General features: G+C 37.6%; 20 protein-coding genes and 1 tRNA gene. 5 read left to right on the top strand and 16 right to left on the bottom strand.

Translation table 11 applies throughout. From position 1 onward, the window contains the following. Positions 1 to 55: 55 nt before the first annotated feature. Genes GFO_RS00820 through GFO_RS00785 form a run of 8 tightly spaced genes read right to left on the bottom strand, consistent with a single transcriptional unit; the run spans position 56 to position 12,083 of the window. Positions 56 to 1,879: a cytochrome c oxidase subunit I gene (locus GFO_RS00820; protein ID WP_011708093.1), complete on the bottom strand. Its 1,824-nt coding sequence runs from the start codon at positions 1,877 to 1,879 to the stop codon at positions 56 to 58. 13 nt (positions 1,880 to 1,892) lie between these two features. Next, complete coding sequence (locus tag GFO_RS00815; RefSeq protein WP_011708092.1) at positions 1,893 to 3,080, bottom strand: cytochrome c oxidase subunit II; 1,188 nt, start codon at positions 3,078 to 3,080, stop codon at positions 1,893 to 1,895. A gap of 33 nt (positions 3,081 to 3,113) precedes the next feature. Further along, entirely contained in the window at positions 3,114 to 4,523 is a 1,410-nt protein-coding gene (locus GFO_RS00810) for a hypothetical protein (RefSeq protein ID WP_011708091.1), read from the bottom strand. Between the two features lie 18 nt (positions 4,524 to 4,541). After that, a complete protein-coding gene (locus tag GFO_RS00805; RefSeq protein WP_011708090.1) occupies positions 4,542 to 5,243 on the bottom strand; it encodes a c-type cytochrome in 702 nt (233 codons plus the stop codon). Between the two features lie 12 nt (positions 5,244 to 5,255). Then, positions 5,256 to 5,777: a DUF3341 domain-containing protein gene (locus tag GFO_RS00800; RefSeq protein ID WP_011708089.1), complete on the bottom strand. Its 522-nt coding sequence runs from the start codon at positions 5,775 to 5,777 to the stop codon at positions 5,256 to 5,258. Between the two features lie 6 nt (positions 5,778 to 5,783). Next, the gene (nrfD, locus tag GFO_RS00795) at positions 5,784 to 7,577 is read right to left on the bottom strand and encodes an NrfD/PsrC family molybdoenzyme membrane anchor subunit (RefSeq protein WP_011708088.1); all 1,794 of its coding nucleotides are present in this window, start codon (positions 7,575 to 7,577) and stop codon (positions 5,784 to 5,786) included. Between the two features lie 36 nt (positions 7,578 to 7,613). After that, positions 7,614 to 10,676 (bottom strand): TAT-variant-translocated molybdopterin oxidoreductase, encoded by a 3,063-nt coding sequence (locus GFO_RS00790; protein WP_011708087.1) that lies wholly within the window; start codon positions 10,674 to 10,676, stop codon positions 7,614 to 7,616. A gap of 48 nt (positions 10,677 to 10,724) precedes the next feature. Continuing rightward, the gene (locus tag GFO_RS00785; RefSeq protein WP_011708086.1) at positions 10,725 to 12,083 is read right to left on the bottom strand and encodes a c-type cytochrome; all 1,359 of its coding nucleotides are present in this window, start codon (positions 12,081 to 12,083) and stop codon (positions 10,725 to 10,727) included. Between the two features lie 225 nt (positions 12,084 to 12,308). Between GFO_RS00785 and GFO_RS00780 the strand changes: the two genes are divergently transcribed. Then, positions 12,309 to 12,698, top strand: a complete 390-nt coding sequence (locus tag GFO_RS00780; RefSeq protein WP_011708085.1) for an SPOR domain-containing protein — start codon at positions 12,309 to 12,311, stop codon at positions 12,696 to 12,698. Positions 12,699 to 12,766: 68 nt separating this feature from the next. Here GFO_RS00780 and infB read toward each other — a convergent pair whose 3' ends face one another. The 3 genes from infB to rimP are packed head-to-tail and all read right to left on the bottom strand — an operon-like array spanning position 12,767 to position 17,341. Beyond that, positions 12,767 to 15,583, bottom strand: a complete 2,817-nt coding sequence (gene infB / locus GFO_RS00775) for a translation initiation factor IF-2 (RefSeq protein ID WP_011708084.1) — start codon at positions 15,581 to 15,583, stop codon at positions 12,767 to 12,769. Between the two features lie 51 nt (positions 15,584 to 15,634). Then, on the bottom strand, positions 15,635 to 16,867 hold the full coding sequence (nusA, locus tag GFO_RS00770; RefSeq protein WP_011708083.1) for a transcription termination factor NusA: 1,233 nt from the start codon (positions 16,865 to 16,867) through the stop codon (positions 15,635 to 15,637). Between the two features lie 12 nt (positions 16,868 to 16,879). After that, positions 16,880 to 17,341 carry a ribosome assembly cofactor RimP gene (gene rimP / locus GFO_RS00765; RefSeq protein ID WP_011708082.1) on the bottom strand — a complete coding sequence of 154 codons (462 nt, stop codon included), beginning with the start codon at positions 17,339 to 17,341 and terminating at the stop codon, positions 16,880 to 16,882. 247 nt (positions 17,342 to 17,588) lie between these two features. Between rimP and GFO_RS00760 the strand changes: the two genes are divergently transcribed. Continuing rightward, entirely contained in the window at positions 17,589 to 18,416 is an 828-nt protein-coding gene (locus tag GFO_RS00760; protein WP_011708081.1) for a universal stress protein, read from the top strand. Here the strand turns inward: GFO_RS00760 and GFO_RS00755 are convergent. Then, the gene (locus tag GFO_RS00755; RefSeq protein WP_041249961.1) at positions 18,413 to 19,936 is read right to left on the bottom strand and encodes a hypothetical protein; all 1,524 of its coding nucleotides are present in this window, start codon (positions 19,934 to 19,936) and stop codon (positions 18,413 to 18,415) included. The two genes, GFO_RS00760 and GFO_RS00755, sit on opposite strands and share 4 nt — an antisense overlap. A gap of 182 nt (positions 19,937 to 20,118) precedes the next feature. On the opposite strand from GFO_RS00755, the gene GFO_RS00750 reads away from it, so the two are divergent. The 3 genes from GFO_RS00750 (at position 20,119) to GFO_RS00740 (ending at position 21,505) form a co-directional block, all read left to right on the top strand. Beyond that, a complete protein-coding gene (locus GFO_RS00750; protein WP_011708079.1) occupies positions 20,119 to 20,331 on the top strand; it encodes a hypothetical protein in 213 nt (70 codons plus the stop codon). A gap of 92 nt (positions 20,332 to 20,423) precedes the next feature. Further along, a complete protein-coding gene (locus GFO_RS00745; RefSeq protein WP_011708078.1) occupies positions 20,424 to 21,041 on the top strand; it encodes a metallophosphatase domain-containing protein in 618 nt (205 codons plus the stop codon). Between the two features lie 134 nt (positions 21,042 to 21,175). After that, the gene (locus GFO_RS00740; protein WP_011708077.1) at positions 21,176 to 21,505 is read left to right on the top strand and encodes a hypothetical protein; all 330 of its coding nucleotides are present in this window, start codon (positions 21,176 to 21,178) and stop codon (positions 21,503 to 21,505) included. A gap of 46 nt (positions 21,506 to 21,551) precedes the next feature. On the opposite strand, the gene GFO_RS00735 is transcribed toward GFO_RS00740, so the two are convergent. The 4 genes from GFO_RS00735 to GFO_RS00720 form a co-directional block, all read right to left on the bottom strand. Then, complete coding sequence (locus GFO_RS00735) at positions 21,552 to 21,935, bottom strand: response regulator (protein ID WP_011708076.1); 384 nt, start codon at positions 21,933 to 21,935, stop codon at positions 21,552 to 21,554. Next, the gene (locus GFO_RS00730) at positions 21,932 to 24,283 is read right to left on the bottom strand and encodes a PAS domain S-box protein (protein WP_011708075.1); all 2,352 of its coding nucleotides are present in this window, start codon (positions 24,281 to 24,283) and stop codon (positions 21,932 to 21,934) included. Before GFO_RS00730 ends, GFO_RS00735 begins: the two co-directional genes overlap by 4 nt. A 108-nt stretch (positions 24,284 to 24,391) precedes the next feature. Continuing rightward, positions 24,392 to 25,408: an NAD-dependent epimerase/dehydratase family protein gene (locus tag GFO_RS00725; RefSeq protein ID WP_011708074.1), complete on the bottom strand. Its 1,017-nt coding sequence runs from the start codon at positions 25,406 to 25,408 to the stop codon at positions 24,392 to 24,394. Positions 25,409 to 26,017: 609 nt separating this feature from the next. Further along, positions 26,018 to 26,090 (bottom strand) — tRNA-Gln (locus GFO_RS00720). Between the last annotated feature and the right edge of the window lie 66 nt (positions 26,091 to 26,156).

Below are 26,156 nucleotides of genomic sequence, written 5' to 3'. Positions count from 1 at the left end.
AGCCTCTTCCAAATTGGAAAAGGCTTTTCTATATAATGATAATTAAATCTCTTAATTAGTGATTTAGTTCTTCTTCGTCTTTCTGCAAAGGAACCGTTTGAGGAACAAAATCCTGACCTTTGATTACGTACTCTCCGTGCTCATCGGTCTTAGAATAATCGTATGGCCAACGATATACAGAAGGTATCTTACCTGGCCAGTTTCCGTGGATATGCTCTACAGGGGTAGTCCATTCTAAAGTAGTTGCTTTCCAAGGGTTCTGAGTCGCCTTCTTTCCGAAGAAAATAGAACCAAAGAAGTTGTAAAGGAACACTAACTGTACTGCCGCCGTAATGATGGCTGCTACCGTGATGATCACATTCACATCTGCATAGTCGTCGAAGTAAGGAAAATTGGTGTTTGTATAATATCGTCTTGGAAGACCAGCAATACCTATAAAGTGCATCGGGAAGAAAACTCCGTAAGCACCAACCGCTGTTACCCAGAAATGGATATAACCAAGGTTCTTATTCATCATTCTACCAAACATTTTAGGGAACCAGTGGTAAACACCTGCCAGTAAACCATAAAGTGCCGAGATACCCATTACCAGGTGGAAGTGAGCTACCACAAAGTAAGTATCGTGAACATTAATATCTAATGTAGAATCTCCAAGGATAATACCGGTAAGCCCCCCTGTAATAAATGTGGAAACAAATCCTATAGAAAATAGCATTCCGGGATTCATCTGTAGATTCCCTTTCCATAAAGTGGTGATCCAGTTAAAAGCTTTTACCGCGGATGGAATCGCAATCAATAAGGTTGTAAATGTAAATACTGACCCAAGGAATGGGTTCATACCAGATATAAACATATGGTGACCCCATACAATCGTAGAAAGAAAGGCAATTGCAAGGATAGATGCAATCATCGCACGGTAACCGAAAATTGGTTTACGTGAATTGGTAGCCATAATTTCAGAAACCAACCCCATCGCAGGCAGAATTACAATATATACTTCCGGGTGCCCAAGGAACCAGAATAAGTGTTCAAAAAGAACAGGTGAACCACCCTGGTGACTCAACACCTCTCCCTGGATAAAAATATCACTTAAGAAAAATGAAGTCCCAAAACTTCTATCCATTATTAATAACAATGCAGCTGAAAGTAATACCGGAAAGGAAACTACCCCGATAATAGCCGTTACAAAGAATGCCCAGATAGTTAAGGGAAGCCTGGTCATAGACATTCCCGTTGTTCTAAGGTTAATTACAGTTACGATATAATTCAATGATCCCATTAAAGAGGAAGCAATAAAGATCGCCATAGAAACTAACCATAATGTCATTCCCGTACCAGAACCACTAATAGCCTGAGGTAATGCACTTAATGGAGGATATATCGTCCACCCTGCCATTGCGGGTCCAGATTCTACAAAAAGGGAACTTAACATAATTACACTGGAAAGGAAAAATAACCAGTAAGAAACCATGTTCAAAAATCCTGATGCCATATCCCGTGCACCAATTTGCAACGGAATTAAAAGGTTTGAGAATGTACCACTCAATCCTGCAGTAAGTACAAAGAATACCATGATAGTACCATGAATAGTAACCAATGCAAGATAAATACTAGGAGACATCACTCCCTCTGGAGCCCATCTATCCCCTAATAATGCTTCAAATATCCAGAAAGATTGTTCTGGCCATGCAAGCTGGATACGAAAGAGTACCGACATCGCGATACCAATAATACCCATTATTAGCCCGGTAATAAGATATTGCTTGGCAATCATCTTATGATCCTGACTAAAAATATACTTTGTTATAAAAGTCTCTTTATGATGATGTCCGTGATCGTCGTGGTGATCGTGTGCCGGTGCGTTTGCAATTGCTGACATATCTCTCTTTATCTTAATTTTGTTCGTTATCTACTACAGCCACTGCATCACTCTCCTGTGGCTCATCGGTTCCGTTTTCTTCCTGTGAAGACTCTTCTTCATCACTATTGGTGTCTTCTGTAGAATCAGCATCTTTGTTCTGATCTTCCATAGTGCTCCCAAAGGTTGGCTGCTCTTCCATCCAGGCTTTAAAGTCTTCTTCAGATTCAACTATAATCTTCATCTGCATATTATAGTGAGCCTGACCACAAATTTTGTTACAAAGAAGGAAATAATCGAATTCATAAGAATCTAAAGTCGGTTCTCCCTGCGCTAAAAGCTCCTTATTTCTCTCATTTCTTTCTTCATTTACGCTCTTTACCTTGTCCACCATATACTCACTCTCCCTCATTTCTTCGGAAGTGATCGTAGGTGTAAATCCAAATTGGGTGATCATTCCAGGAACCACATTCATCTGAGCTCTAAAAAATGGGAAATATGCAGAGTGCAATACATCCTGAGAACGGAATTTAAATACCACCGGCTGACCTACTGGTAAATGTAATTCAGTAACGATCTTATCATCATCTCCGTAAGAATCAGATTCATCTACCCCAAGCTGATTTAATCCTTCAATAAAACGAACATTCGCTTTTCCTAAGGTATTATCTTCTCCTGAGTATCTCGCTCTCCAGTCAAATTGATACGCATAAAGCTCAATGACCATTGGATCTTCCTCCTCATTAATGTTCATAATATCACTCCAGGTAAATAATCCGTAGATAATAAGTCCCGCTAGAACGATAACCGGAATAATTGTCCAGATAAATTCAAGCTTATCATTATCTGCATAAAATAAAGCTCTACGCGTTTTAGTCCCTTTATACCTATAGGCGAAATAATGCAATAATCCCTGGGTAATAACCTGTACTACCATAATCAAGGCAATAGAGATAAACATTAGGGTATCATACTCAGAACCATGGTCGGAGGCTGCTTCAGGCAAATAGAATCTACCATATTCCCAGAAACAGTAAATGGTTATTACATAAAGGAAAATAACAAAAACCAAATTGAGGATCCCGTGCAGCTTGTTATCCTTTTCATTTGCAACCTCAGAAGTATCGGCATCGGGTCTCTTAGATAACTGAAAGATCTTAGAGATCTGCCAACCGGTTACGGCCAGAAGTGCTAGTACTATGATTACTAAAAATACGGTCATTTTATAAGTTCTTCTTTAAACAATCAATCTTAATTAATAGTGGTAATGTTTACTCTCCTTAATAAAAGGATTTCCTTTAACCAGTAATGGTGCTTTTGTTAGCGAATTGAATACTATGAAGGTGAACAATCCACCAAATAATAACATTGCACTTATTTCCGGTATTCCTATAAACCATGACTCTCCTACTGTTGCAGGCATCACCATTACATAAACATTCAGGTAGTGACCACATAAGATCACAATCCCGGTCATAACTACAAACCAGTTTACTCTTTTATAATCGCTATTCATCAATAACAATACTGGGAATAGGAAGTTAGTAATTAACATTCCAAAGAATGGTAATTGGTAATCTTCTATTCTCTGAATAAAGTAAACCACTTCCTCAGGAATATTTGAATACCAGATCAACATAAATTGTGAGAACCAAAGATAGGTCCAAAAAATACTAATCCCGAACATAAACTTAGCAAGGTCATGTATATGACTATCGTTCACAAATTCAAGGTAACTTCTTGATTTCAGGTAAATGGTAATTATAGCAATAGTTGTAATTCCAGAAACAAATAAACTGGCAAATACAAACCATCCAAATAAGGTACTAAACCAGTGTGGATCTAAACTCATGATCCAATCCCAGGACATCATAGATTCTGTTACGATAAAGAATACAAGGAATCCTGCAGCAAGTTTAAAGTTCTTTTTAAAGATCGTATTATCTGTTGCATCATCCATTTTTATGGAGTTCTTTCTAAGAAGATGTCTAAAGAAAATCCATCCACCTAAATAAATAGCCGCTCTAATGAGAAAGAATGGCACATTTAAATAAGCTGTCTTATTTTGGATAATTTCATCATGCGCAACAACTTCAGGATCCATCCAAACAAACAAATGGTTTAAATGCAGACCTGACAAAACTAATAATACAAATACTATAAGTCCCCCAGGCAATAAATAAGCAGTGATCGCTTCCATTACTCTAAAAAGTACCGGGGACCATCCTGCCTGCGCCGCATATTGAACTGCATAGAAAGCAAGTACCCCAAGAGAAATCATAAAGAAAAAGAAGGCAGCTACATAAATAGCAGCCCATGGCTTATTTTGTAATTGATGTAAAATATGCTCATAATGTTCATTGTCATGCGAAGCTTCTTCTCCATGCCCTGCTTCGGCATGTTCAGCCTCAGCAGCATGAGACTCATTGTCTTCAGTATGCTCTATATTCTCAACTTCAGTGTCTCCACCGGGAAGTTGCTCCACATTAACTTCATGAGTATCTTCTGTAGCATGTTCTTCACCATGTTCACCATGAGAAGCCATCATTTCCTTCACATCCTCTACGGTTTCCGGTGCAGCGATGAATCCATAAATGAGACCTATTGCGCCAACAATCATACAAATGATTGCTGTTAATTTTAATTTACTGGATAGCGTATACATATCGATAGATCTAAATCTTTATTCTTGTGTTTCAGTTTGGTCGTTCTGGTTCTCCTGATCTGAGTTCATATCACCTGCATCATCATAAAGATTTGCATCAGCTCTTGAAGGAAGAAGTTGAGTTGGTTCTCCGGTTTCTTCTACGTACTCTCTTTCAGGTTTTCCTTCCAACTTATCTTTAAGGCTCATCACATAGTGATCTATCTGCCAACGTTCTTCGATGGTTGTTTGAGCAGCATATGATCCCATATTGTTGAGACCATAATACATTACATGGTAAATACTACCCTCTGTAATTGCACGCCCTGCATCATCATAAGATGGAACCCCTAATATTTTTTCTCTCTCTACCAGGATTCCTTTACCATCTCCTTTATCTCCGTGACAAACTGCACAATAAATAGTGTAAAGCGCCTTACCCTCTACATAATTATCCTGAGTATAAGGCAGTGGATTCTTTAAGTCAGTTTTTGCTACAGCAGCATCCTCTGGATTATTTTGATAATCATAAGGCATCCATCCACGTGGTATAGTACCTTCCACGGGTAATTTCGCTTCCTGACCATTTTCAAAAACATCGTATTCACCGTAAGCTTCGTAGCCTATCGGTTCATACATATCTGGCATGTACTGATAGTTTGGATCCCCCTTGTCATGGCAGGAAACAACTGCAAAGCCAAGCAGACAAAATCCTATAGTTTTATGGAACAAACTTCTCATTATCACTATTTATTATTCTATTAATTTAATTTCAGATGCTCCGGTCTTATATAAAAAGTCCGTTAAGTCATCAATATTATGATTCGCAGCATCTACTTCCATCAAGAACATATCATCTGTTGTTCTTACATCTGGATTTTCAGCTTTTTTAAATGGCCATAATCTACTCCTCATATAAAAAGTGATCACCATAAGGTGAGCAGCAAAGAACACCGTTAATTCGAACATAATTGGCACAAATGCCGGCATATTCTCAATAAAGCTGAAACTTGGCTTACCTCCAATATCCTGAGGCCAGTCTTCGATCATAATAAAATTCATCATCGCAACGGCAACTGCTAAACCAACCAACCCGTACATAAATGATGTAATAGCCAGTCTTGTTGGAGCAAGTCCCATTGCTTTGTCTAGTCCGTGTACCGGGAATGGACAGTAGATCTCACCTATATGATAACGTGCTTCACGAATCTGCTTTACGGCTTGTAAAAGCAGATCGTCATCCCTGTAAATAGCGTGTAAAACTTTAGATGCCATCCTTGATTATTTATTTTTTAGTTTGTTTGCCTGCGCAATCCATCCTTCTCTATTCTCCTGGATAGGGAAGTTTTCAATTACTTCATCAAGCAATTCAAAATCCTGTTCTGTTAATTTGCTAATCTGATCAAACAGATAGATACCAACCTGGTGGAAACGTTGTTGAAGCAACGGTCCAACATTTTTCAGTTTTGTAAGATCATCAGCATCCTGAGTTTTTGGATCGTAGGTCCCAATTCTGGAAAGCATCTCATCATTTCGGTCTTTCATTACTTCTGAAACGACCAATCCATCTACATTCACAGTTTCTTCGTGTGATCTGCCTTCGGTATCATCAAATTGAGAAGTATGTTTCTCATTAATATTTGCTGAAGGACCTGCACCTGCCGGTTCTACATCAATATGAGAGACATTATCTCCATGCTCAGCTCTTAATTTTTTATATTTTTCTCCTGAAGCCTTCAGGATTGTCTTCACCTCTGCCTGGGCGATCACCGGGAACGAACGGGCATAAAGCAGAAACAATACAAAGAAGAATCCAATAGTTCCGATGAAAATACCTATATCTACAAATGTAGGAGAGAACATCGTCCATGAAGATGGAAGGTAATCACGGTGCAATGAAGTCACAATAATTACGAAACGCTCAAACCACATCCCGATATTTACCACAATAGAGATAAAGAACGAGAACATAATACTTGTACGCAGTTTCTTGAACCACATGAACTGTGGAGAAAATACGTTACAGGTCATCATACTCCAGTATGCCCACCAGTAAGGTCCGGTAGCCCTGTTAAGGAATGCATACTGTTCATATTCCACTCCAGAATACCATGCGATCACTAACTCGGTAATATATGCAGTACCTACGATAGACCCCGTGATCATGATCACAATGTTCATCAATTCGATATGCTGAATAGTAATATAATCTTCAAGGTTAGAAACCTTTCTCATAATGATAAGCAAGGTGTTTACCATGGCAAATCCAGAGAAGATCGCTCCCGCAACGAAGTAAGGAGGGAAAATGGTAGTATGCCATCCCGGTATTACCGAAGTTGCGAAGTCAAAAGATACAATGGTGTGTACAGAAAGTACAAGTGGTGTTGCCAGTCCGGCAAGTACCAGAGATACTTCTTCAAAACGTTGCCAGTCTTTAGCACGTCCACTCCATCCAAAAGATAGTATTCCGTAAACTCTTTTTGTAAAAGGCGTAATTGCCCTGTCACGAATCATTGCGAAATCAGGTAATAATCCAGTCCACCAGAAAACCAGTGATACTGAAAGATACGTAGAGATCGCGAACACATCCCAAAGCAGTGGTGAGTTAAAGTTCACCCAAAGAGATCCAAACTGGTTAGGAATTGGAAGTACCCAATATGCCAGCCATGGACGCCCCATATGAATTAATGGGAAAAGACCCGCCTGCATTACAGAGAAAATGGTCATGGCCTCTGCAGACCTGTTAATTGCCATTCTCCATTTTTGACGGAACAGTAATAATACGGCAGAAATCAACGTACCGGCGTGGCCAATACCTACCCACCATACGAAGTTGGTAATATCCCAGGCCCAACCTACTGTTTTGTTTAATCCCCAGGTACCTATACCCGTAGAAATTGTGTAAACTATACATCCAACACCCCAAAGAAAGGCAACAAGGGCGATAGAGAAGACTATCCACCAGGTTTTATTAGCCCTTCCTTCAACCGGAGCAGCAACATCAACCGTCACATCGTGATAGCTTTTGTTTCCGGTAACTAGAGGCTTTCGTATAGGAGCTTCGTAATGAGACATATCCTTATCTGATTGATTCTTAGTTATTCGTTATTATTAAGCTTCGGTTGTATTTCTAACTTTTGTCTGGTACATCACATTTGGTTTTGTACCTACATACTCAAGCAGATGATACATCCTGTCATCATTTTTCTTTTCAAGAACTTTAGATTCCTTGTTATTCACATCTCCAAAGATCATTGCTCCCTTATCACATGCCGCTGAACAAGCCGTCTGGAATTCTCCATCCTTAATTGTTCTACCCTCACGTTTAGCATCAAGGATTGTCTTCTGAGTTTTTTGAATACACATAGAACACTTTTCCATAACCCCTCTTGAACGTACCGTAACATCTGGGTTAAGCACCATTCTACCAAGATCATTATTCATATGGTAATCAAATTCGTCATTTTTAGTGTAATTAAACCAGTTAAAACGACGAACCTTATAAGGACAGTTGTTTGCACAATATCTTGTACCAACACATCTGTTATAAATCATTTGGTTTTGCCCCTGTCTACCGTGTGAAGTTGCCGCAACCGGACAAACAGTCTCACATGGCGCATGGTTACAATGCTGACACATCACAGGCTGGAATACAACCTGAGGATTGTCTGCAGGCTCTTCCAGCTCTCCAAATTCAGATAGAGAACTTCCAAGACCACCAATATTTTCTTTTTTCTCAAGATCGTTGGTAAAAGTATCTTCCGAAGAGAAATAACGGTCAATACGCAACCAGTGCATATCTCTTGATTTCCTCACCTCTTCTTTACCAACAACTGGAACATTATTCTCAGAGTGACAAGCGATTACACAAGCACCACAACCAGTACAGGCATTTAAGTCTATACTAAGGTTAAAGTGTGGACCAGTAGTCCTATCAAAGCTATCCCACATATCAACTTCAGGAGAAGTCACAGGAGTTTCCTGATGATCTAATGAAACTTCAGGAACATGATTCCAAACATTGGCATCTTTTGTATTGAATATTTCAAGGTTCGTTTCCTTGATAATATCCCCTCTACCCATTAAAGTATTATGCAGCTGAACACATGCAAATTCATGCATTCCGGCCGCTTTTTCAATCTTAACTTTTTGAACAGAACTAAAGTTCTTATACAAAGGATAAGCATTCACTCCAGTTTGCATCTCAGACTGAACTCCGGCTTTTCTTCCATAACCAAGCGCAAGTCCAACAGAACCTTTTGCCTGACCAGGCATAATATATACCGGCACATTCTGAACAACCGTATCGCCAACAGAAAGGTTTACATAACTTCCGTTAAGACCACCATTAGCCACATTTTCATTTTCCAATCCAAGTTCTTCAGCATCAGCTTTAGAAATAGTCACATAGTTATCCCAACTTGCTCTGGAAAGAGGATCTGGCATTTCCTGTAACCAGGGGTTATTAGCCTGCTGACCATCACCGATGGCAGTATTTGTAAAGAGCGTCAATTCAAACCCTTCTCCTTCCAGTTCATCCATATTGAATGAAACTGAAGAGGAACCTGAATTCTGTGAAGCTGGTAAAGCAACAGGAGATGTTGCCTCAAAAACACCATCATGCAGCACCTCGCTCCAGTTTCTATCACCTAATCCGCCAGACCAGGTCTCTTTAATATATTCATAATAAGACGAATTGTTATCAGACCATTTCAAAAGAGTATCCTGAAATTGTCTGGTATCAAATAATGGTCTTATCGTTGGCTGCATTAAGCTGAAAGATTTTTCACTAAACTGAATATCTCCCCAACTCTCCAGGTAATGCGGAGTCGCAGCTACATATTTACTTAATTTTGAGGTTTCATCGGTTCTTGTGGTAAAATCTACCACAGTATCCACCTGTTTTAAACCTTCAATAAATTCTTTTCTATTCGGAAGCGTATGAGCAGGATTAAGACCAGCGATCAAAAGAGCGCCAATGCTACCATTATTCATATCTTCTACTAACTGAGCAACTTCACTGGCATTCCCCTGACGAATCATTCTTGCGTTAGCAGTATCCATCACAGAACTACCTAAAGCCTCGTTGATCTCCAACGCCCATCCCTGAGCTTCTTCATCTGGAATACCACAAACAACTACAGCACCACTACCAGCTTTTCTTAACTGGCTTGCAGCTTTCACTACAGCATCGTCCACACCTGATGGTAAATCACTTGTGGAAGAACCACCGGCAACATACCCTCTTAAAGCAGCCATTACCGCTTTTTGCTCAGATGGCTTTAAAGGCACACGCTTATCTGCATTTGCACCGGTTAAAGACATATTAGATTCAAACTGAATATGGCGAGACATCTTACCATTTTCAGGAATTCTTGTTTTCGCGAAAGCAGCATCAAAACCGCCTCCGTGCCAGTCTGCAAGAAAATCTGCACCTACCCCAACTACTGTTTTCACTTTTGAAAAGTCGTAATTTGGCAATGCACGTCTTCCATATTTAGACTGAAACGCATTCAAGGCAGCATCTTCTGAAACCGTATCATACACAACGTGTCGTACATTTCCATATTTAGAAGAAAACTCCTGAATAAGTTTTGATGTTGAAGGACTGGCAAATGTCTGCGTAAGCAGCACAATTTCTCCACCAGCATTATCCAAAGCAGACCCAACCTCACGGTCAAATTCTTCCCAGGAAACATTTCTACCTTCAATCATTGGGCGTTTCACCCTTTTTGTATCATATAATGAAAGTACCGAAGCATGGACACGAGCATTAGCCCCACCTTTAAACTTCGACAGATCATTGTTTTCAATTTTTATAGGTCGACCCTCACGAGTTTTCACCAATACACTTGCAAAGTCGAAACCATCAGCAATTGTAGAGGCGTAATAATTCGCGATTCCAGGCACAATCCTTTCCGGCTGCACCACGTAAGGAATAGACTTAGTCACGGGGCCTTCGCAGGCAGCCAGTGATGCTGCTGCTGTACTGAACCCAACATACTTAAGGAAATCCCTTCTTGAAGTTTTAGAATCTCCAAGATTCTCTTTATCACCAAGGAAATCCTCTACAGGAATATCCTCAGCAAATTCCTTGTGCTGGAGCGTCTCAACAACAGAGCTATCTTCATTTAGCTCTTCAACACTTTTCCAGTATTTCTTGTTTGATGACATATTATATCTAGATATTAGCTTCTTTAATTATACCTGAATTCCAGGATTTTAATAGTGACACTTACCACATTCCAATCCGCCCATCTGAGCAGCAGTAAGCTCTTCTACACCATATTTTTTAGATAACTCCTCATGGATCTTTTCGTAATACTCATTACCCTCTACGCGGATATTAGTTTCACGGTGACAGTTAATACACCATCCCATAGTTAAAGGAGCATTTTGATAAACAATTTCCATCTCCTCAATAGGCCCGTGACATTTTTGACATTCAATGCCGGCTACACTTACGTGCTGAGAGTGATTGAAATATGCAAAATCCGGAAGATTATGAATACGAATCCATTTCACAGGCTTTTCCTCACCAGAATAGGTTCTGGAAGCAGGATCCCACCCAACGGCATCATATAACTTCGAAATTTCTTTATCGTAAAATTCTTTTGAATAATCTTCTGTAGCTGTTTCAGGCGCAACCTCTGCAATGGATTTATGACAGTTCATACAAACATTAAGAGAAGGAATACCTGACTGCTTAGAAGTTCTTGCGGAAGAGTGACAGTATTTACACTCAATCTCATTATCACCAGCATGAATCCTGTGCGAGTAATGAATCGGCTGAATTGGCTGATAGCCTTTATCCACACCAACCTGCATCAAAAATCCATAAGCAAAATAACCCACCGCTAGAAGAACAAATATTGAACTTACCAATACTAAAAACTGGTTTTCAACAAATGCCTGATGAATTGGTTTTCTTTTTGGTTTCTCAGGAATTACGATTCCTGAAGCATCCGCGAAATTTCTAAGTGTTTTATTCACCAGGAATAAAACCAATAAAAGAATCGCCAATACAAATACCAGGATACCAAGGATCACATCGGTAGAAACTCCACCAGATCCTCCGGAAGCTCCTGCTTCACCAGCAACACCTCCAGCCGCAGCTTGTGGTTCAGGTTTTGGCTGCTCTACATAAGCAAGGATATTATCGATATCATCGTTAGACAATTGAGGGAAAGCTGGCATTGCCGTTTGCCCCCACTCTTCGTAAATAGCATTCGCCTCAGAATCACCACTAGCGATTAAAGCTGCTGAGTTTTTGATCCACTCATACAACCAATCCATTTCATGCCTATCTGTAGCTCCATTTAATGCAGGACCAATAGAATTTGAATACGGTTTATGACATGCGGCACACAAAGAATTAAATAATTCTTTACCTGCTGCTGCATCCCCTAAACCTGAAGCCGCAGCATCTGCTGCCGCAGTCTCCTGACCAGCTTCAGCTTGAGCTGTCGTGTCTTGTGCTGCCTGAGCTTGCGAAAAACCAGATAGGGTAAATGTAAATAAGAATGCTACGCTTAATAGTAGTTGTCGCGAAGTTGAATGGCGGAAAATCACCTTTTTCATATTATAAGTTCGATTAACGTCTAAACTTTGGTACGGTTTTTACACTCAGTATTTTAGGGCTAAAAACCTAAAAAGGTACCTTTAAATTCGGTCACAAAAGTAATACTTATAGACGATTTTCGGAATGTTAGATAAGTGTTAATGGTTAATTTATATTAGTTCTAAATAATAAACTGTAACCTGTTTAAGTTATTTAATTTTACATTTGTCAAAAAGCCAAATACTATGAGAAATCAAAAATTCCCATTTCTTTTCATCTTTACAGCAATTCTTTTCCTTTTTAACACGGAAATGAACGCACAACAAGGCAACATTAACATTCAACAAAACCAAAAGATCGAAAAATTGATGGATGTTAAAACCGAATTGAATAAAAATAATAAGATAGGTGATCGTTATGTTATTCAATTATTCTACGGTGATAATGGCGAAGCTAATGAAGTGATTCAGAAATACAGAAACGTGTACACCTACCCTTCGCAAATTACATATGAAGCTCCTAATTACAAAGTTTGGGTCGGAAACTTCAGAAGTCGTCTGGAAGCAGACAGGGCTCTCCTAAAAGTTAAAGAGACTTTTCCTTCGGCTTTTATCCCAAAACCACAACGGAAGTAATAAAAAAATAGCTCATAAAAAAAGCGACTCAGAAATGAGTCGCTTTTTTTTATTTAATCAAGTTCTAATTATTTTGACTTCAGAGTTTTCTTAACCTCTACTTCTCTAAAGGCTTCGATCACATCTCCCTCTCTAATATCATTATAGTTCTTCACCTGCATACCACAGTCGTAACCTTTCTTAACTTCTCTCACATCATCTTTAAAGCGTTTCAATGAAGAAAGTTCACCCGTGTAGACTACAACACCATCTCTAATTAGGCGTACACCGGCACTTCTGTAAATCGTACCTGAAGTAACCATACAACCAGCGATTGTTCCAATTTTAGAGATTTTAAATGTCTCTCTAATTTCGGCAGTACCTGTAATCTCCTCTTTCAATTCAGGAGATAGCATACCTTCCATCGCATCTTTAAGATCGTTGATCGCATCATAGATAATAGAGTAAGTTCTGATATCAATTTCTTCCTTATCGGCAACCTGTCTCGCATTTCCAGCAGGACGAACATTAAATCCGATAATAACCGCATCAGATGCAGAAGCAAGCAATACATCACTTTCAGTAATCGCACCAACTCCTTTATGTATAATATTCACTTGAATTTCTTCCGTAGAAAGCTTCTGGAAACTATCTGTAAGAGCTTCTACAGAACCATCCACATCACCTTTCAGGATAATATTAAGTTCTTTAAAGTCTCCAAGGGCGATACGTCTACCAATTTCGTCAAGCGTAATGTGACGTTGAGTTCTAACATTTTGCTCACGTTGTAATTGTGTACGTCTTGCCGCAATATCTTTAGCTTCACGCTCGTCTTCCATCACCTTGAAAGTATCACCCGCTTGTGGCGCACCGTCAAGACCTAGAATAGACACCGGCGTAGAAGGACCAGCTTCTTTCACCTCGTGACCACGCTCATCGTGCATCGCTTTGATCTTACCACTATTTCTACCAGCAAGCACATAATCTCCAATCTTAAGAGTACCAGCCTGCACCAGAATTGTAGCTATATAACCTCGACCTTTATCAAGGAAAGCTTCAACAACAGTACCTTTTGCAAGTTTTTTAGGATTAGCCTTCAACTCCAGGATCTCGGCCTCAAGAAGTACTTTTTCAAGCAATTCTTTTACACCTGCACCCGTTTTTGCAGAAATATCATGCGACTGAATCTTACCTCCCCAATCTTCTACAAGAAGATTCATGGCGGCAAGTTTTTCCTTAATTTTTTCTGGGTTTGCTGTTGGCAAATCAGATTTATTGATCGCGAATATAATAGGAACTCCCGCCGCCTGTGCGTGAGAGATCGCCTCCTTTGTTTGAGGCATCACATCATCATCTGCAGCGATCACAATAATTGCAATATCTGTTACCTGAGCACCACGAGCACGCATCGCCGTAAAGGCTTCGTGACCCGGTGTATCCAGGAATGCAATTTTTTGTCCGCCCTCAAGCTTTACTCCATAGGCGCCAATATGCTGGGTAATTCCACCACTTTCTCCGGCAATAACATTTTCTTTACGAACATAATCCAGTAAAGATGTTTTACCATGATCTACGTGACCCATTACCGTTACAATTGGAGCTCTTGTTACAAGATCTTCAGGATTCTCTTCTACTTCTTCAACAGTTTCTTCAACATCTGCTGTTGTAAACTCAACCTCGTAATCAAACTCTTCAGCAACGATAGTTAATGTTTCAGCATCAAGACGCTGGTTCATCGTTACCATCATTCCAAGAGACATACATGCCGAAATGATCTGGGTTACCTGAACATCCATCATCGTTGCAACTTCACTTACGGTTACAAATTCGGTTACCTTTAAGATCTTATCATCAGACTCTTGTTGTGCAAGATCATCTGCAGAACGCTGTCTGTGCTCGTCCCTTTTCTGTCTTCTATATTTAGCACCTTTCCCTTTAGAAGATTTACCCTGAAGTTTTTCAAGTGTTTCACGCACTTGTTTTTGCACTTCTTCCTCGGTAGGCTCTTCTTTAGTAATAGGCTTACTTCTAGTTCTTCCGCCTTTTTTGGCTCCACCACGCTGGTTATTACCACCGCCACCTTTCACATCTTTGCTTATGCGGCGACGACGTTTTTTGCGTCTATCTTTATCTTTCTTATCGTCCTCTTTCTTTTCTTCCTTCTTCTTGACAGGCTTCTTAAACTGCGAAAGGTCGATTTTCTTACCGGTAAAATTAGGACCATTAAGCTTAGTGTACTTCGTCTCTATTCTATCAGATTCCTTTTCTTCAGACTCTCCACCTTCGGTTGTTTCCTCAGATTTAGTCTCTTCAGATTTAGGTTCTTCAGATTTGGTCTTTTCGGCTTTAGCTTCCTGAGGTTTAGCTTCCTCTTTCTTAGGCTCCGCTTTTTTCTCCTCCTTAGGCTTATCTTCTTTCTCCTCTACTTTTTCAGCAGGTTTTTCAGTCGGCTTGGATTCTTCAGCTTTTTTGACAGGTTCTTTAGCTGGAGTTTCTTTTTCCTTTTCTTTTTCTTTAGGGGCTTCGGCTTCTTTCTCTTTAGATTTTTCGCCAGGCTTTTTATCCAAATCTATCTTACCGACAGTTTTTGGACCTTCAAGCTTAGCTCTTGACGAGACAGCCTCCTCCTTTTTCTCTTCATCAGCCTTACGCTTCTCTTCGATCTCTTTGCGGAGTTCTTCCTTCTCTTTCTTTCTCTCTTCTCCCACTTCTTTGGAAGCAACCTTTTTACTCTTATCGGTTTCGAATTCGTCAGAAAGCACCTCGTAGATTTCTCCTGAGATCTTGGTAGTTGGACGTGCATCTATCTCGTAGCCTTTGGAAGTAAGATATTCCACAGCCCTGTCTAACGAGATATTGAACTCACGTAGAACTTTATTTAATCGCGTTGTTTTCGCCTCTGCCATAAATTGCCCTCTAAATTAACCTCTTTTAATGTAATCTTTATTAAAAAAATATTATTCTTCAAATTCTGAACGGAGAACGGCCATTACATCTTTAATGGTTTCCTCCTCAAGATCTGTACGGCGAACAAGATCATTAACGTCCTGCTCCAATACAGCCTTTGCAGTATCCAGACCAATTTTTGAAAATTCGGCAATTACCCAATCTTCAATTTCATCTGTAAACTCTTTCAACTCTACATCTTCTTCCACACCTTCACGATACACGTCTATTTCATAACCCGTCAATTGACCAGCTAATCTAATATTGTGCCCTCCTCGACCAATTGCCTTAGAAACTTCTTCAGGTTTTAGCATAACCTCAGCAGTTCTGGCCTCTTCATCCATTTTAATAGAAGTTATTTTTGCGGGACTCAAAGCCCTGGTGATAAATAACTGCTCATTATTGGTGAAATTGATCACATCTATATTCTCATTCCCTAATTCACGTACAATACTATGAATTCTTGAACCTTTCATACCCACACAAGCTCCAACAGGATCAATTCTATCATCGTAAGAATCTACAGCCACTTTCGCTTTCTCTCCAGGTACTCGCACTACTTTTTTGATAGTAATTAAACCATCAAAAACTTCCGGGATTTCCTGTTCGAATAATTTCTCAAGGAAACCGGGAGCGGTTCTAGACATAATAATGGTAGGCTTGTTACCTTTTAACTCGACACTCTCTATGATTCCTCGAACATTTTCTCCTTTACGGAAGAAATCTGATGGAATCTGACGGTCTTTAGGAAGCACAATCTCATTTCCTTCATCATCGAGAAGGATAATTGCTCTGTGCCTAATATGATGAACTTCTGCAGTATAAATCTCTCCTTCAAGATCTTTAAACTGCTTATAAATATTTGTATTATCATGCTCATGAATCTTAGAGATCAGGTTTTGGCGTAATGCCAAAATTGCTCTTCTCCCCAGGTCCACAAGTTTCACTTCTTCAGAAACATCTTCCCCAACTTCAAAGTCAGGTTCTATTTTTCTTGCCTGGGCAAGCGAAATCTCTCTGTTATCATCTTCTACTTCACCATCTGCCACCACGATTCGGTTTCTCCAAATCTCAAGATCTCCTTTATCAGGATTTACAATAATATCAAAATTATCGTCTTCTCCATACTTTTTCTTTAAAGCATTTCTAAAAACATCCTCCAAGATCGCCATCAGCGTAACACGATCTATGAGCTTATCGTCTTTAAACTCTGAGAATGACTCAATCAACGCGATATTTTCCATATCAATTTGTGATTAAAATGTTATTTTAACTTTTGCTTCCACAATATCAGTATAAGGCAAAACCACCTCTTTCTGAACTGTAACTTTTCCTTTACCAACCGGTTTGGGCTCTCTCGCTTTCCATGAAAGCTTTATTTCATTCTGGTCTGCAGACAACAGATCAGCTTCGAATTTATCATTCTCAGTCTTCACTTGTAATCTACGACCAATGTTCTTTTTATATTGTCTCGGCATCGAAAGAGGCTCTGAGACTCCTGCTGAAGTAACTTCAAGAGAAAAATCTTCCTCTTCCCTGTCCAGGTTATGCTCAATTCCACGACTTACCATGATACAGTCATTTACCGAAACGCCCTCATCTCCGTCCAATACTATCTTAATGTGATTGGCCGAGTTTATATCAAGGCTTATTAAAAATAAGGAATTATTTTCTTCGAATACCTTCTCTGCTAACTTTTCTACCTTCTCCTTCAGCATGGTTATAAAAAGAGGGGACTTTATGTCCCCTCGCTGTACTTTTTTAGTTTCAACGCTGCAAATATAGCAATATTTTTCAAGTATAAAAACGTAGAAATAAATGAAATGGGCTAAAACAGATTTTCTCTTTTGGTAATCCTTTTTAATAGCGAATCACATCTGACCATAAAAAAACAAATAACCAGGAACAGATGAAATAATCTTTGTAAATTTAATAGAGCTTTAATTTAAGTCTTTACCTGAAATCATGAAAAATATACTTGTTCCAACAGACTTTAGTGACCAGGCTGAAAAGGCCCTTAAAGTGGCCGCTCAATTAGCCCGGAAATTTAACGGGGAAATATTCTTGCTCCACATGCTGGAACTTCCGCTGCAGCTTATAGATCCCTTGGGCAGCGGGAGCCGAAATATCCCGGAGGCTATTTTCTTTATGAAGTTAGCGCACCAACGATTTTCAAAGATCATGAAAGAGCCTTATTTAAAAGGCATTAAAGTTCACGAAACAGTAGAGTTTCATCGTGCATTTGATGGAATTATGGAGATAAGCAAAGAAAAAAAATGTGATTTGATCGTAATGGGATCACATGGAGCAAGCGGTTTTCAGGAAATGTTTATTGGCTCCAATACTGAAAAAGTTGTAAGACATTCAGAAATTCCCGTATTGGTTATTAAAAATGAAATTCCTGATTTCAAAATCAAAAACTTTGTCTTTGCCACAGACGCTAACCATCATCACAAGCATATTTTAGAAAAAGCCATGAAATTTGCAAAAATGATAGATGCTAAACTTCACCTTCTTTTTGTAAATACCCCGAACGATTTTATGACAAGCGAGGAAGCTAACCAGCGAATCAATGAATTTGCCGGAGACTCAAATTCAAAAAATTTTGAAATTCATATCTATAACGATATAAGTGTTGAAAAAGGGATTCTTAGTTTTGCCCAAAAATTAGACACCGGACTTTTAGGAATAGGCACTCACGGCAGAAAAGGAATTGCTCATTTTTTCAACGGAAGTATTAGTGAAGACCTTGTAAACCATGCCAACCGACCAGTTGTAACGTTTAAAATTTAAAGAAAGGATTTTAAAGCCCCGTTTTTTAATAAATTCCATAAGTAGTTCCAGAAAGATTTCGTCTTATCCCTGGTAAAACTGATCTCTTTATAATTTGCTTTTTCATTAATCGCTTTATTTTTTACAATAAGATTTGCCAAAGCCGACACAAATTTATTTTTCTTACTACCATCTTTCTGAAGCACTTCAACCTTAAAATCATTATACTCTAATCTCATATCGCCGCTAGCCTTGGTATGATTCCCGTAAAAATTGAAATACATATCTAAAATATCCCCTGACGCTTCAACATTCATAGCTGGTTTCATAAATTTATTCATCTGTTCTGCAGCAAGCTGCCCCATATTTCCGGTAATATGAAAGTTGTCATTCCTGTTACTAATATCAAATTCCATATTCACTTTTAAAGGAGCCTGTTTCATAAAATTAGCGGTAGCTATCAATACTGTTTTCGGAAAATCTTCCCGATCTAATCCCATATTGGTTATATTCTTAATTCGAGCATTAAGGTTTGAGAAATCCACAACACCACTTTCTCTCTCTGCATGCATTCTCTCCTCATATCTTAAATAGGTATTTTCAACCTCAACACTATCTAAGTTAACCAGTATAGGCATTTCTCTAATCATCTTACCATAAAGTGGTTTTATGCTCGTATCATCCGGCTGAAGTTTATCCCTGTAAATATCAAAGTTAACTCCGGAAATTCTGGTAAACGAATTATGAATTTTTAAAGAGTCATTTTGCATAGTCCAGTTAAAACTATCCATAGAAAGAGAATCAATTTTTAGGTCGTACCGATCCTTTTCAATATTTATTGTTTTTTGATGGCCAGCTTTGGAAAATTTGGGGATGATTTGAAGGTTTTGTACCAGGACCTTATTATTATCTATTTCAAAACTCCCTGCAGCCAGTTTATGCTGGTCATTAAGATCATAAAATATACTATCTGCATTTAAAAGAATAAGATCATAATTAAAAGGAACTGTTTCCTTTAAGGTTTCGGAATTAATTCTTACCTGCTCCATTTTAATATCCTTAATTTTTGTGAATAGTCTGTGCTCTGTACTATCCTTCTCGAAAATCTGAAAACTTCCTCCATCAATACTTAAATTTTTAATAAGCACCTTATTTTTAAAATTTGCTGATTTTTTTGAAGTAGACGAATCCTTCTCTTCTTTTTGAAAATTGAACACTTTAACCACAGGATTGGCGATATTCAGATTTCCAACTATAATGTCTTTATTGATTATATAATCCCAGAGCTGGATATCATCCAGTAAAATCCCATCTACTTTTAATGTTTTTCCTTTAATTATAAAAGAAGGATTAACAACTTCTGCTCTTCGGTCGAGTAATTTCACATCAACTTTATCAAAAGTTCCATTAACCTTTACCAGATTCTCCTCTATACTCTTCGTGATTTTATTCTCAAGATAATTATTAAGAAATAATAGAGTTAGAGCAAGCACTCCAACCCCAATAAAAACACCCAGAGCTAATTTTTTAGTTTTTTTCAATTTTATATTCAATTTGCAAACCAATTTACAATTCAGAGGTTACCAAAAACTTCGTTTAAGATTATTTAACTTAAAAGATTGTAATATAGATGTTACCAAAGTTAAATTTTCGTCAAACTTTATTTTTCACTTCAGTGGTATGGTAATTGAATACTATATTTGTAACAAATCAAAAAGAATAAATGTTTTTAAAGGTTGGTATAAAGGTTTTGTTTGTAATCACTGAGATTTTCCTTGGCTTCTATAGCCTTGTTATTAGTGAAAGTCTATTGATCAAATTCCTGTTTTTTGCTGTTACCGCTGCAATTATTGCATTTGCAATGCTAAAAACGATCAACAAAATACTGCCTAACGATAAAGTACTGATGGAAATTCAGGCTGATGAAAAAGAATAGAAAGTAGTTTTAAAGATATAACGAAAAATCCGCTGATAGTTTCAACGGATTTTTTTTATTACTTATTTTGCCTTTCACCTTAATCAAAAAATATGAGGCTTGTTTGCCTTTCTGATACTCATAATTTTCACCATGACATTGCAATTCCAGATGGAGATTTATTGATTCATGCCGGAGATTGTACCGATGGTGGAACACGAAATGAAACTGCTAATTTTTTAGAGTGGTTTTCATCCCAACCACACAAACACAAAATCCTGGTTCCCGGAAATCATGATTTCTATTTTGAAAAGCCAGAACAAATTGGAAAAGTTCCTGAAAATATCAACTTACTAATTGATAGAGGAGTTGAAATAAATGGATTTCAGTTTTGGGGATCACCAGTTACCCCTGGTATGGAAAATTGGGCTTTCAACAAAGAAAGAGGAACACCAATTAGGAATCACTGGAATCTTATACCAAAGGAGACAGATATTCTCATTACCCACACCCCGCCCTATGGAATATTAGATGAAATAAGTAGTGGAATAAAATTAGGCTGTGAAGAGTTAAAGCAAATTTTAGAAGTTGTATATCCAAAATACCACCTGTTTGGTCATATTCACCATGCAGCAGGTGCTATGAAGCAATCTTCAATACACTTTTTCAACTTATCAATTCTAGATGAACGGCATCGTCTTATGCATTCACCGTTATTATTGGACCTCTGAACCAAAAATATCCTTAAGAATCCTCCTATAGAGTTAAAATACTATTAACGAGAGAAGTATTACAGTTTTTTTAACAGCTTTTAGCCTCTCTAGTAGTAATTTAGCAGCGTCGAAAATTTAGAAAAAACTTAATCATGAATAATATTACTCCCCCGGAGATTTTTGATGAGGTCAAAAATCTTATCTCTTACAGCATAGTCAATAAAGATCAGGAAAATTTCAATTTTCAGATTATGCATCGTGCTATTATCAAAAAATATTTTGAAGCTAAGCATGTGAATATTAATTATAGTGATGCGACGGTTGAGTTACAATTGCCAGTTGGACATAAAAAATATACTAACATAACTTTTGAATGTCAGGATATTGAAAGGTTTCTAAAATCTTGTCTAAAGAAAGATGAAAAAAGTATCTTTTTCTATCAGGATATACTGAACCATTACAATGTTACTACAGCTGCATAATATATCTACGCTACAAGTTTAAGCTCCGGTCCCTACACCGAGCTTTTTATTGCCTACTCCCTATTTCTTTTAATTTTTCAATATTCAGAGGTTTGGATAAAAATCCAGATACCCCTGGAAACTCCATCATTTTTTCCTTGTCAGAATAAGCTATTGAAGAGGTTACAATAAATACTTTTGTGTTCTCATATAATAAAGGATATAATTTCTCTAAACGATCTAGAAATTGCCATCCATCCATAATTGGCATATTGATATCTAAAAGAATAATTGATGGTAAATTGGTTTTTAGATCCAAAAAATCATCGATGGCCTCTTTGCCACTTGCATAGAAATATGCTTCCTCAAATACATTAGCCCGGGAAATTAATTTTTTGATAATCTTTTGGTAGATCTCGTCATCATCAATCACACAAATAGCATTTCTCATTTAAAGGTTACTTTAAACGTAGTTCCTACTTCCGGCTTACTCGCTACGCTTACCATTCCACCCATAGCGTTAATCTGGTTTTTAGTAATAAATAGACCAACCCCTCTTGCATCCTTTCTTTCAGTAAAAGTTTTATAAAGACCAAAAACCTTCTCTCCATGCTTCTCGAGGTCAATTCCTATACCATTATCCTCAACTTCCAATACCCAGCTCTCATGCTCTCTATATCCCTGTAACTTAATAATTGGAGATCTTTCTGGATGAGCATAACGCAAAGCATTAGTAAGAAAATTAAGCAATACGCTATCCATATAGGCCGCATTAAATGATACTTGCATATTTGCAGGTACTTCTTTTACAATTTTAGCATTCTTGGATTTAATTTGTAAACTTAATATATCAATAGCCTGATCTATAAATTCAGATACATTAATAGATTCAGCTTTAATGTCAAAATTTGTATTTATCGATACTACTTCATTAAGATCATGTAGTGATTGATCCAGATTTTTTGAAACTTTATGTAGAAGTTCTATATAAGAATCTTTCTCATCCTGAGACTCTTCATCGTCATATAACTCTAATATCGACGACATATTACTTGAGTGAGATCTTAAATTATGCGATACGATATATGCGAAATTAAGCAGTCTTTTATTCTGCTCCATTACCAGTTCATATGATTTCACCAAATTGAGTTCTGCTTCTTTCTTCCCGGTGATATCTCTGAGATTTACGACAAATCCGTTTACATTATCTGTGCTTAACATATTAGTAAGCGTGGCATTCACCCAAAACCATTGACCTTCTGCATCTTTAACGCGTAAAACAATATCGGTAATTGGCTTTCCGGGTTTTTGATAAGCCTCGTCAACCTTAGCCCTTAATAGATCCTGATCTTTAGGATGGACATAATACAGAACTCCGTTTACCGAAAAATCTATTTGTTCATATTTAGAAATCTTAGCAAGGGACGGAGAATAATATTTAACTTTATTCAAATCGTCAACGATCAAAATAATTTCATTTGAATTTTCAACGAGGGATCTGAAGCGATTTTCATTGTCCACTAGTTTTTGCTTCGCCAATATTCTGGCAGAAATATCTTCTACCAGGGCTATATGTGATGTAACCTCTTCGCCGACTTCCCAGAGCGGGGACACATTTATTCTTACCCATATATATTCCCCATCTTTTCTCTGTAGCCTTTTCTCAAGACTATATTGTCTTATTTCGTTGCGACTTAGATCTTCCATCAACCTGGTGTTTTCTGAAAGATCTTTAGGATGTGATATAATCTTATAGTCTTTCAACTTAAGTTCCTCTTCAGAATATCCCAGTAAATCCTGAAATCTTTTGTTCGACTCAAGGATCATTCCTGTTTTAGAATTTACCCGCGCCATTCCAATAGCCGCCTGATTAAAAATTGTTCTGAAATGAAGTTCACTTTTCGCCAATTCTCCAGCCTGTTCTCTCACCAACTCCTGTAGCCTGACCGGCTGTTTCATCGCATTATAGATGGTCCAACCAACTGCTCCCGAAATAATAAAGATTAATATTCCAATAGGAATTACTTCTGAAAAAGGTTTATTTGGATCGATGGGAATAATATATATTTTCCAGTCACCATCTGGCAGAACTATTTCTTCCGAGTAAGAATTATGAAGATCTGAATTTTCAACCAAAAAGAATTCCTCCTTCTGAGTCAGGGGATTTACCTTAGACAACTGAAACCGATAATCATCTCCTGCAAGCTCTTTAATACCGGACTGGTCTATAAGGTTATCAAAATGTATGATTACCGCTACAAAACCCCAAAAATCACTGTGGATAAAAACAGGTAATCTTCCAACAATGGCCATCCCTCCCTGTTTTAATTTAAAGGGACCCGCAAAGAACATTCGTTTACTCTCTATAGCTTTAAACGCTTCTTTATTTCGAGTACTATCTTTTAAAATATTATAATCGACAGCTTCCTTGTTCGCTTCGTAAGGATAAACTTTTGTAATTATTCCATCAGGAACAATTTCTACAGCATCTATATTAGGATTATTATCTACTAATTGTGAGGCTACTTCATCAAAATTAGCAATCTCACCTTCTTCGTCTATTTGTAGAGCCAAGGAGAGAGCTGCAGAATAACTATATTTTAGAGACTGGTCTATATTTTGCTCAACGAGATCGATGACTCCTGACATTTCAGTTTGACGATCATCAATAAGGATCTGATATCGCTGCCAGAGCATAAAAACTCCTGCCAAAAGAAGTAGTACAAAAGCAAGAACACCTATAAATAGAGGTCTACTCTTCACTTTTGAGTTTGTAGGGTCTTGATGTTTGTTTGCCATTAACTTAAGGTATCAGGCTAGTATTTTAAGGGAGGATTTGAAATTCGGGAATTCAAATATAGATAAATTACTCTAATTGAGAATATCAGTATAACTCTTAATCCTTTATTATGAATTATAGTACATTTTAAACCACTGTAAATATTTTTGAACGCCTTCTTTTATTTCAATCGAGGGTTGATAGTCAAAATTTTCCATCAGAGGTTTTGAATCAGCCCAGGTTTTATCTACATCACCTGGTTGCATTGGCATCAATTGTTTCTCTGCAGATAAACCCAGCTGATCTTCTATTTCTTTAATAAAATTCAATAGATTTATTGGCTTGCTGTTTCCTATATTAAACAGATTATATTTCGAATCTTTTTCAGAAGGAACTCTATTTACAACAGCCATTACTCCATTAACAATATCATCAACAAAAGTAAAATCACGTTCCAGGTTTCCTTCATTAAACACTTTTAATACTTTTCCATTAGTTATAGCATCTGCAAACAAAAACATAGCCATATCTGGCCTACCCCAGGGTCCATAGACCGTGAAAAATCTTAAACCAGTAGTAGGGAGCTTATATAAGTGACTATAGGTATATGCCATAATCTCATTGCTCCTTTTTGTAGCCGCATAGAGACTAATAGGCTCATCTACCCTATCATCAGTTGAAAAAGGAATCTTTTTATTTTGACCGTACACACTAGAACTACTAGCATATATTAAATGTTTGATATGATGATTTCTGCAACATTCTATAATATTGGCAAATCCAACAAGATTACTATCTATATAAGCTTCCGGGTTTTCCAAGCTATACCTTACGCCTGCCTGTGCTGCGAGATTACAAACAATATCAAAATTTTCTTTTTTAAACAATTCAGGTAAACTATCTCGATCTTCCAGATTCATTCTGAAAAAAGAAAAGTTAGGATAGATTGTACTTAGGCATTTAGAATTGAACTTATTGGACTCTTTACTTTTTATTCCAAGTTCCTTTAACCTGGCAAGTTTTAAATCCTGACTGTAGTAATCATTAATATTATCAAGCCCTATAACTTCATGATTTTCCTTAACTAGCTTTTCACATAAATGAAAACCAATAAAACCTGCAGCTCCAGTAACGAGTATCTTCATATAGTAATTCCCAAAAAATTCAGACGAAACATTCCTTCATAATTTTAAAAACATCACGAATTTCCAGCAAAAATACCGGTTTTAATCTTCCCGACTCAAAATTATCCATGCATTCCTTAAAATCTTATAAAATAAAATATTCAAAGGCTATATCTCACATCACACAATTTACCGGAATATTATTTTCAAAGCTTGAATCAAATCGTCCAAGTTGATTCTTTTGAAGTAAAATTGAATTTCACAAATGCCGAATAAATCCAACTATAATCTAAAAAAGCCCATCCTGTTAATGACCTACTAAAGATATCTTCTATTGCACTCAGGATAAACTTCTCGCTCTGCGTAATTAGCTAAAAAATAAAAAGAGGCTTTCTAGAAAGTAAAAGTAATGTCAATTTGAGCGAAGTCAAAAGATCTTAATTTACTTGAAATTGGATGTTTAAGTTTTTTCTAAATTCTTCATTTCATTCAGGTTGACAATTTTTAGACAGCTTCTTACATCTTGTTAGTCTACTAGGGTTTCTCTCGACAATCACGGGAGAGGCCTCTCTTCCGAAAGATTTCAAAATAAAAAAGCCTGAACTTTCGTTCAGGCTTTTTGCACTTTTGTTGGCCTACTAGGGCTCGAACCTAGACTCTTCTGGACCAAAACCAGACGTGTTGCCAGTTACACCATAGGCCAATGCTTAAATGCGGATGCAAATTTAAAACAAAGTTTATTCTACACAAACTTTTTATTGAAATTTTA

Source organism: Christiangramia forsetii KT0803 (assembly GCF_000060345.1).
In the GTDB taxonomy this organism is placed as follows: Bacteria; Bacteroidota; Bacteroidia; order Flavobacteriales; family Flavobacteriaceae; genus Christiangramia; species Christiangramia forsetii.
This window is presented reverse-complemented; position numbering and strand designations above follow the sequence as displayed.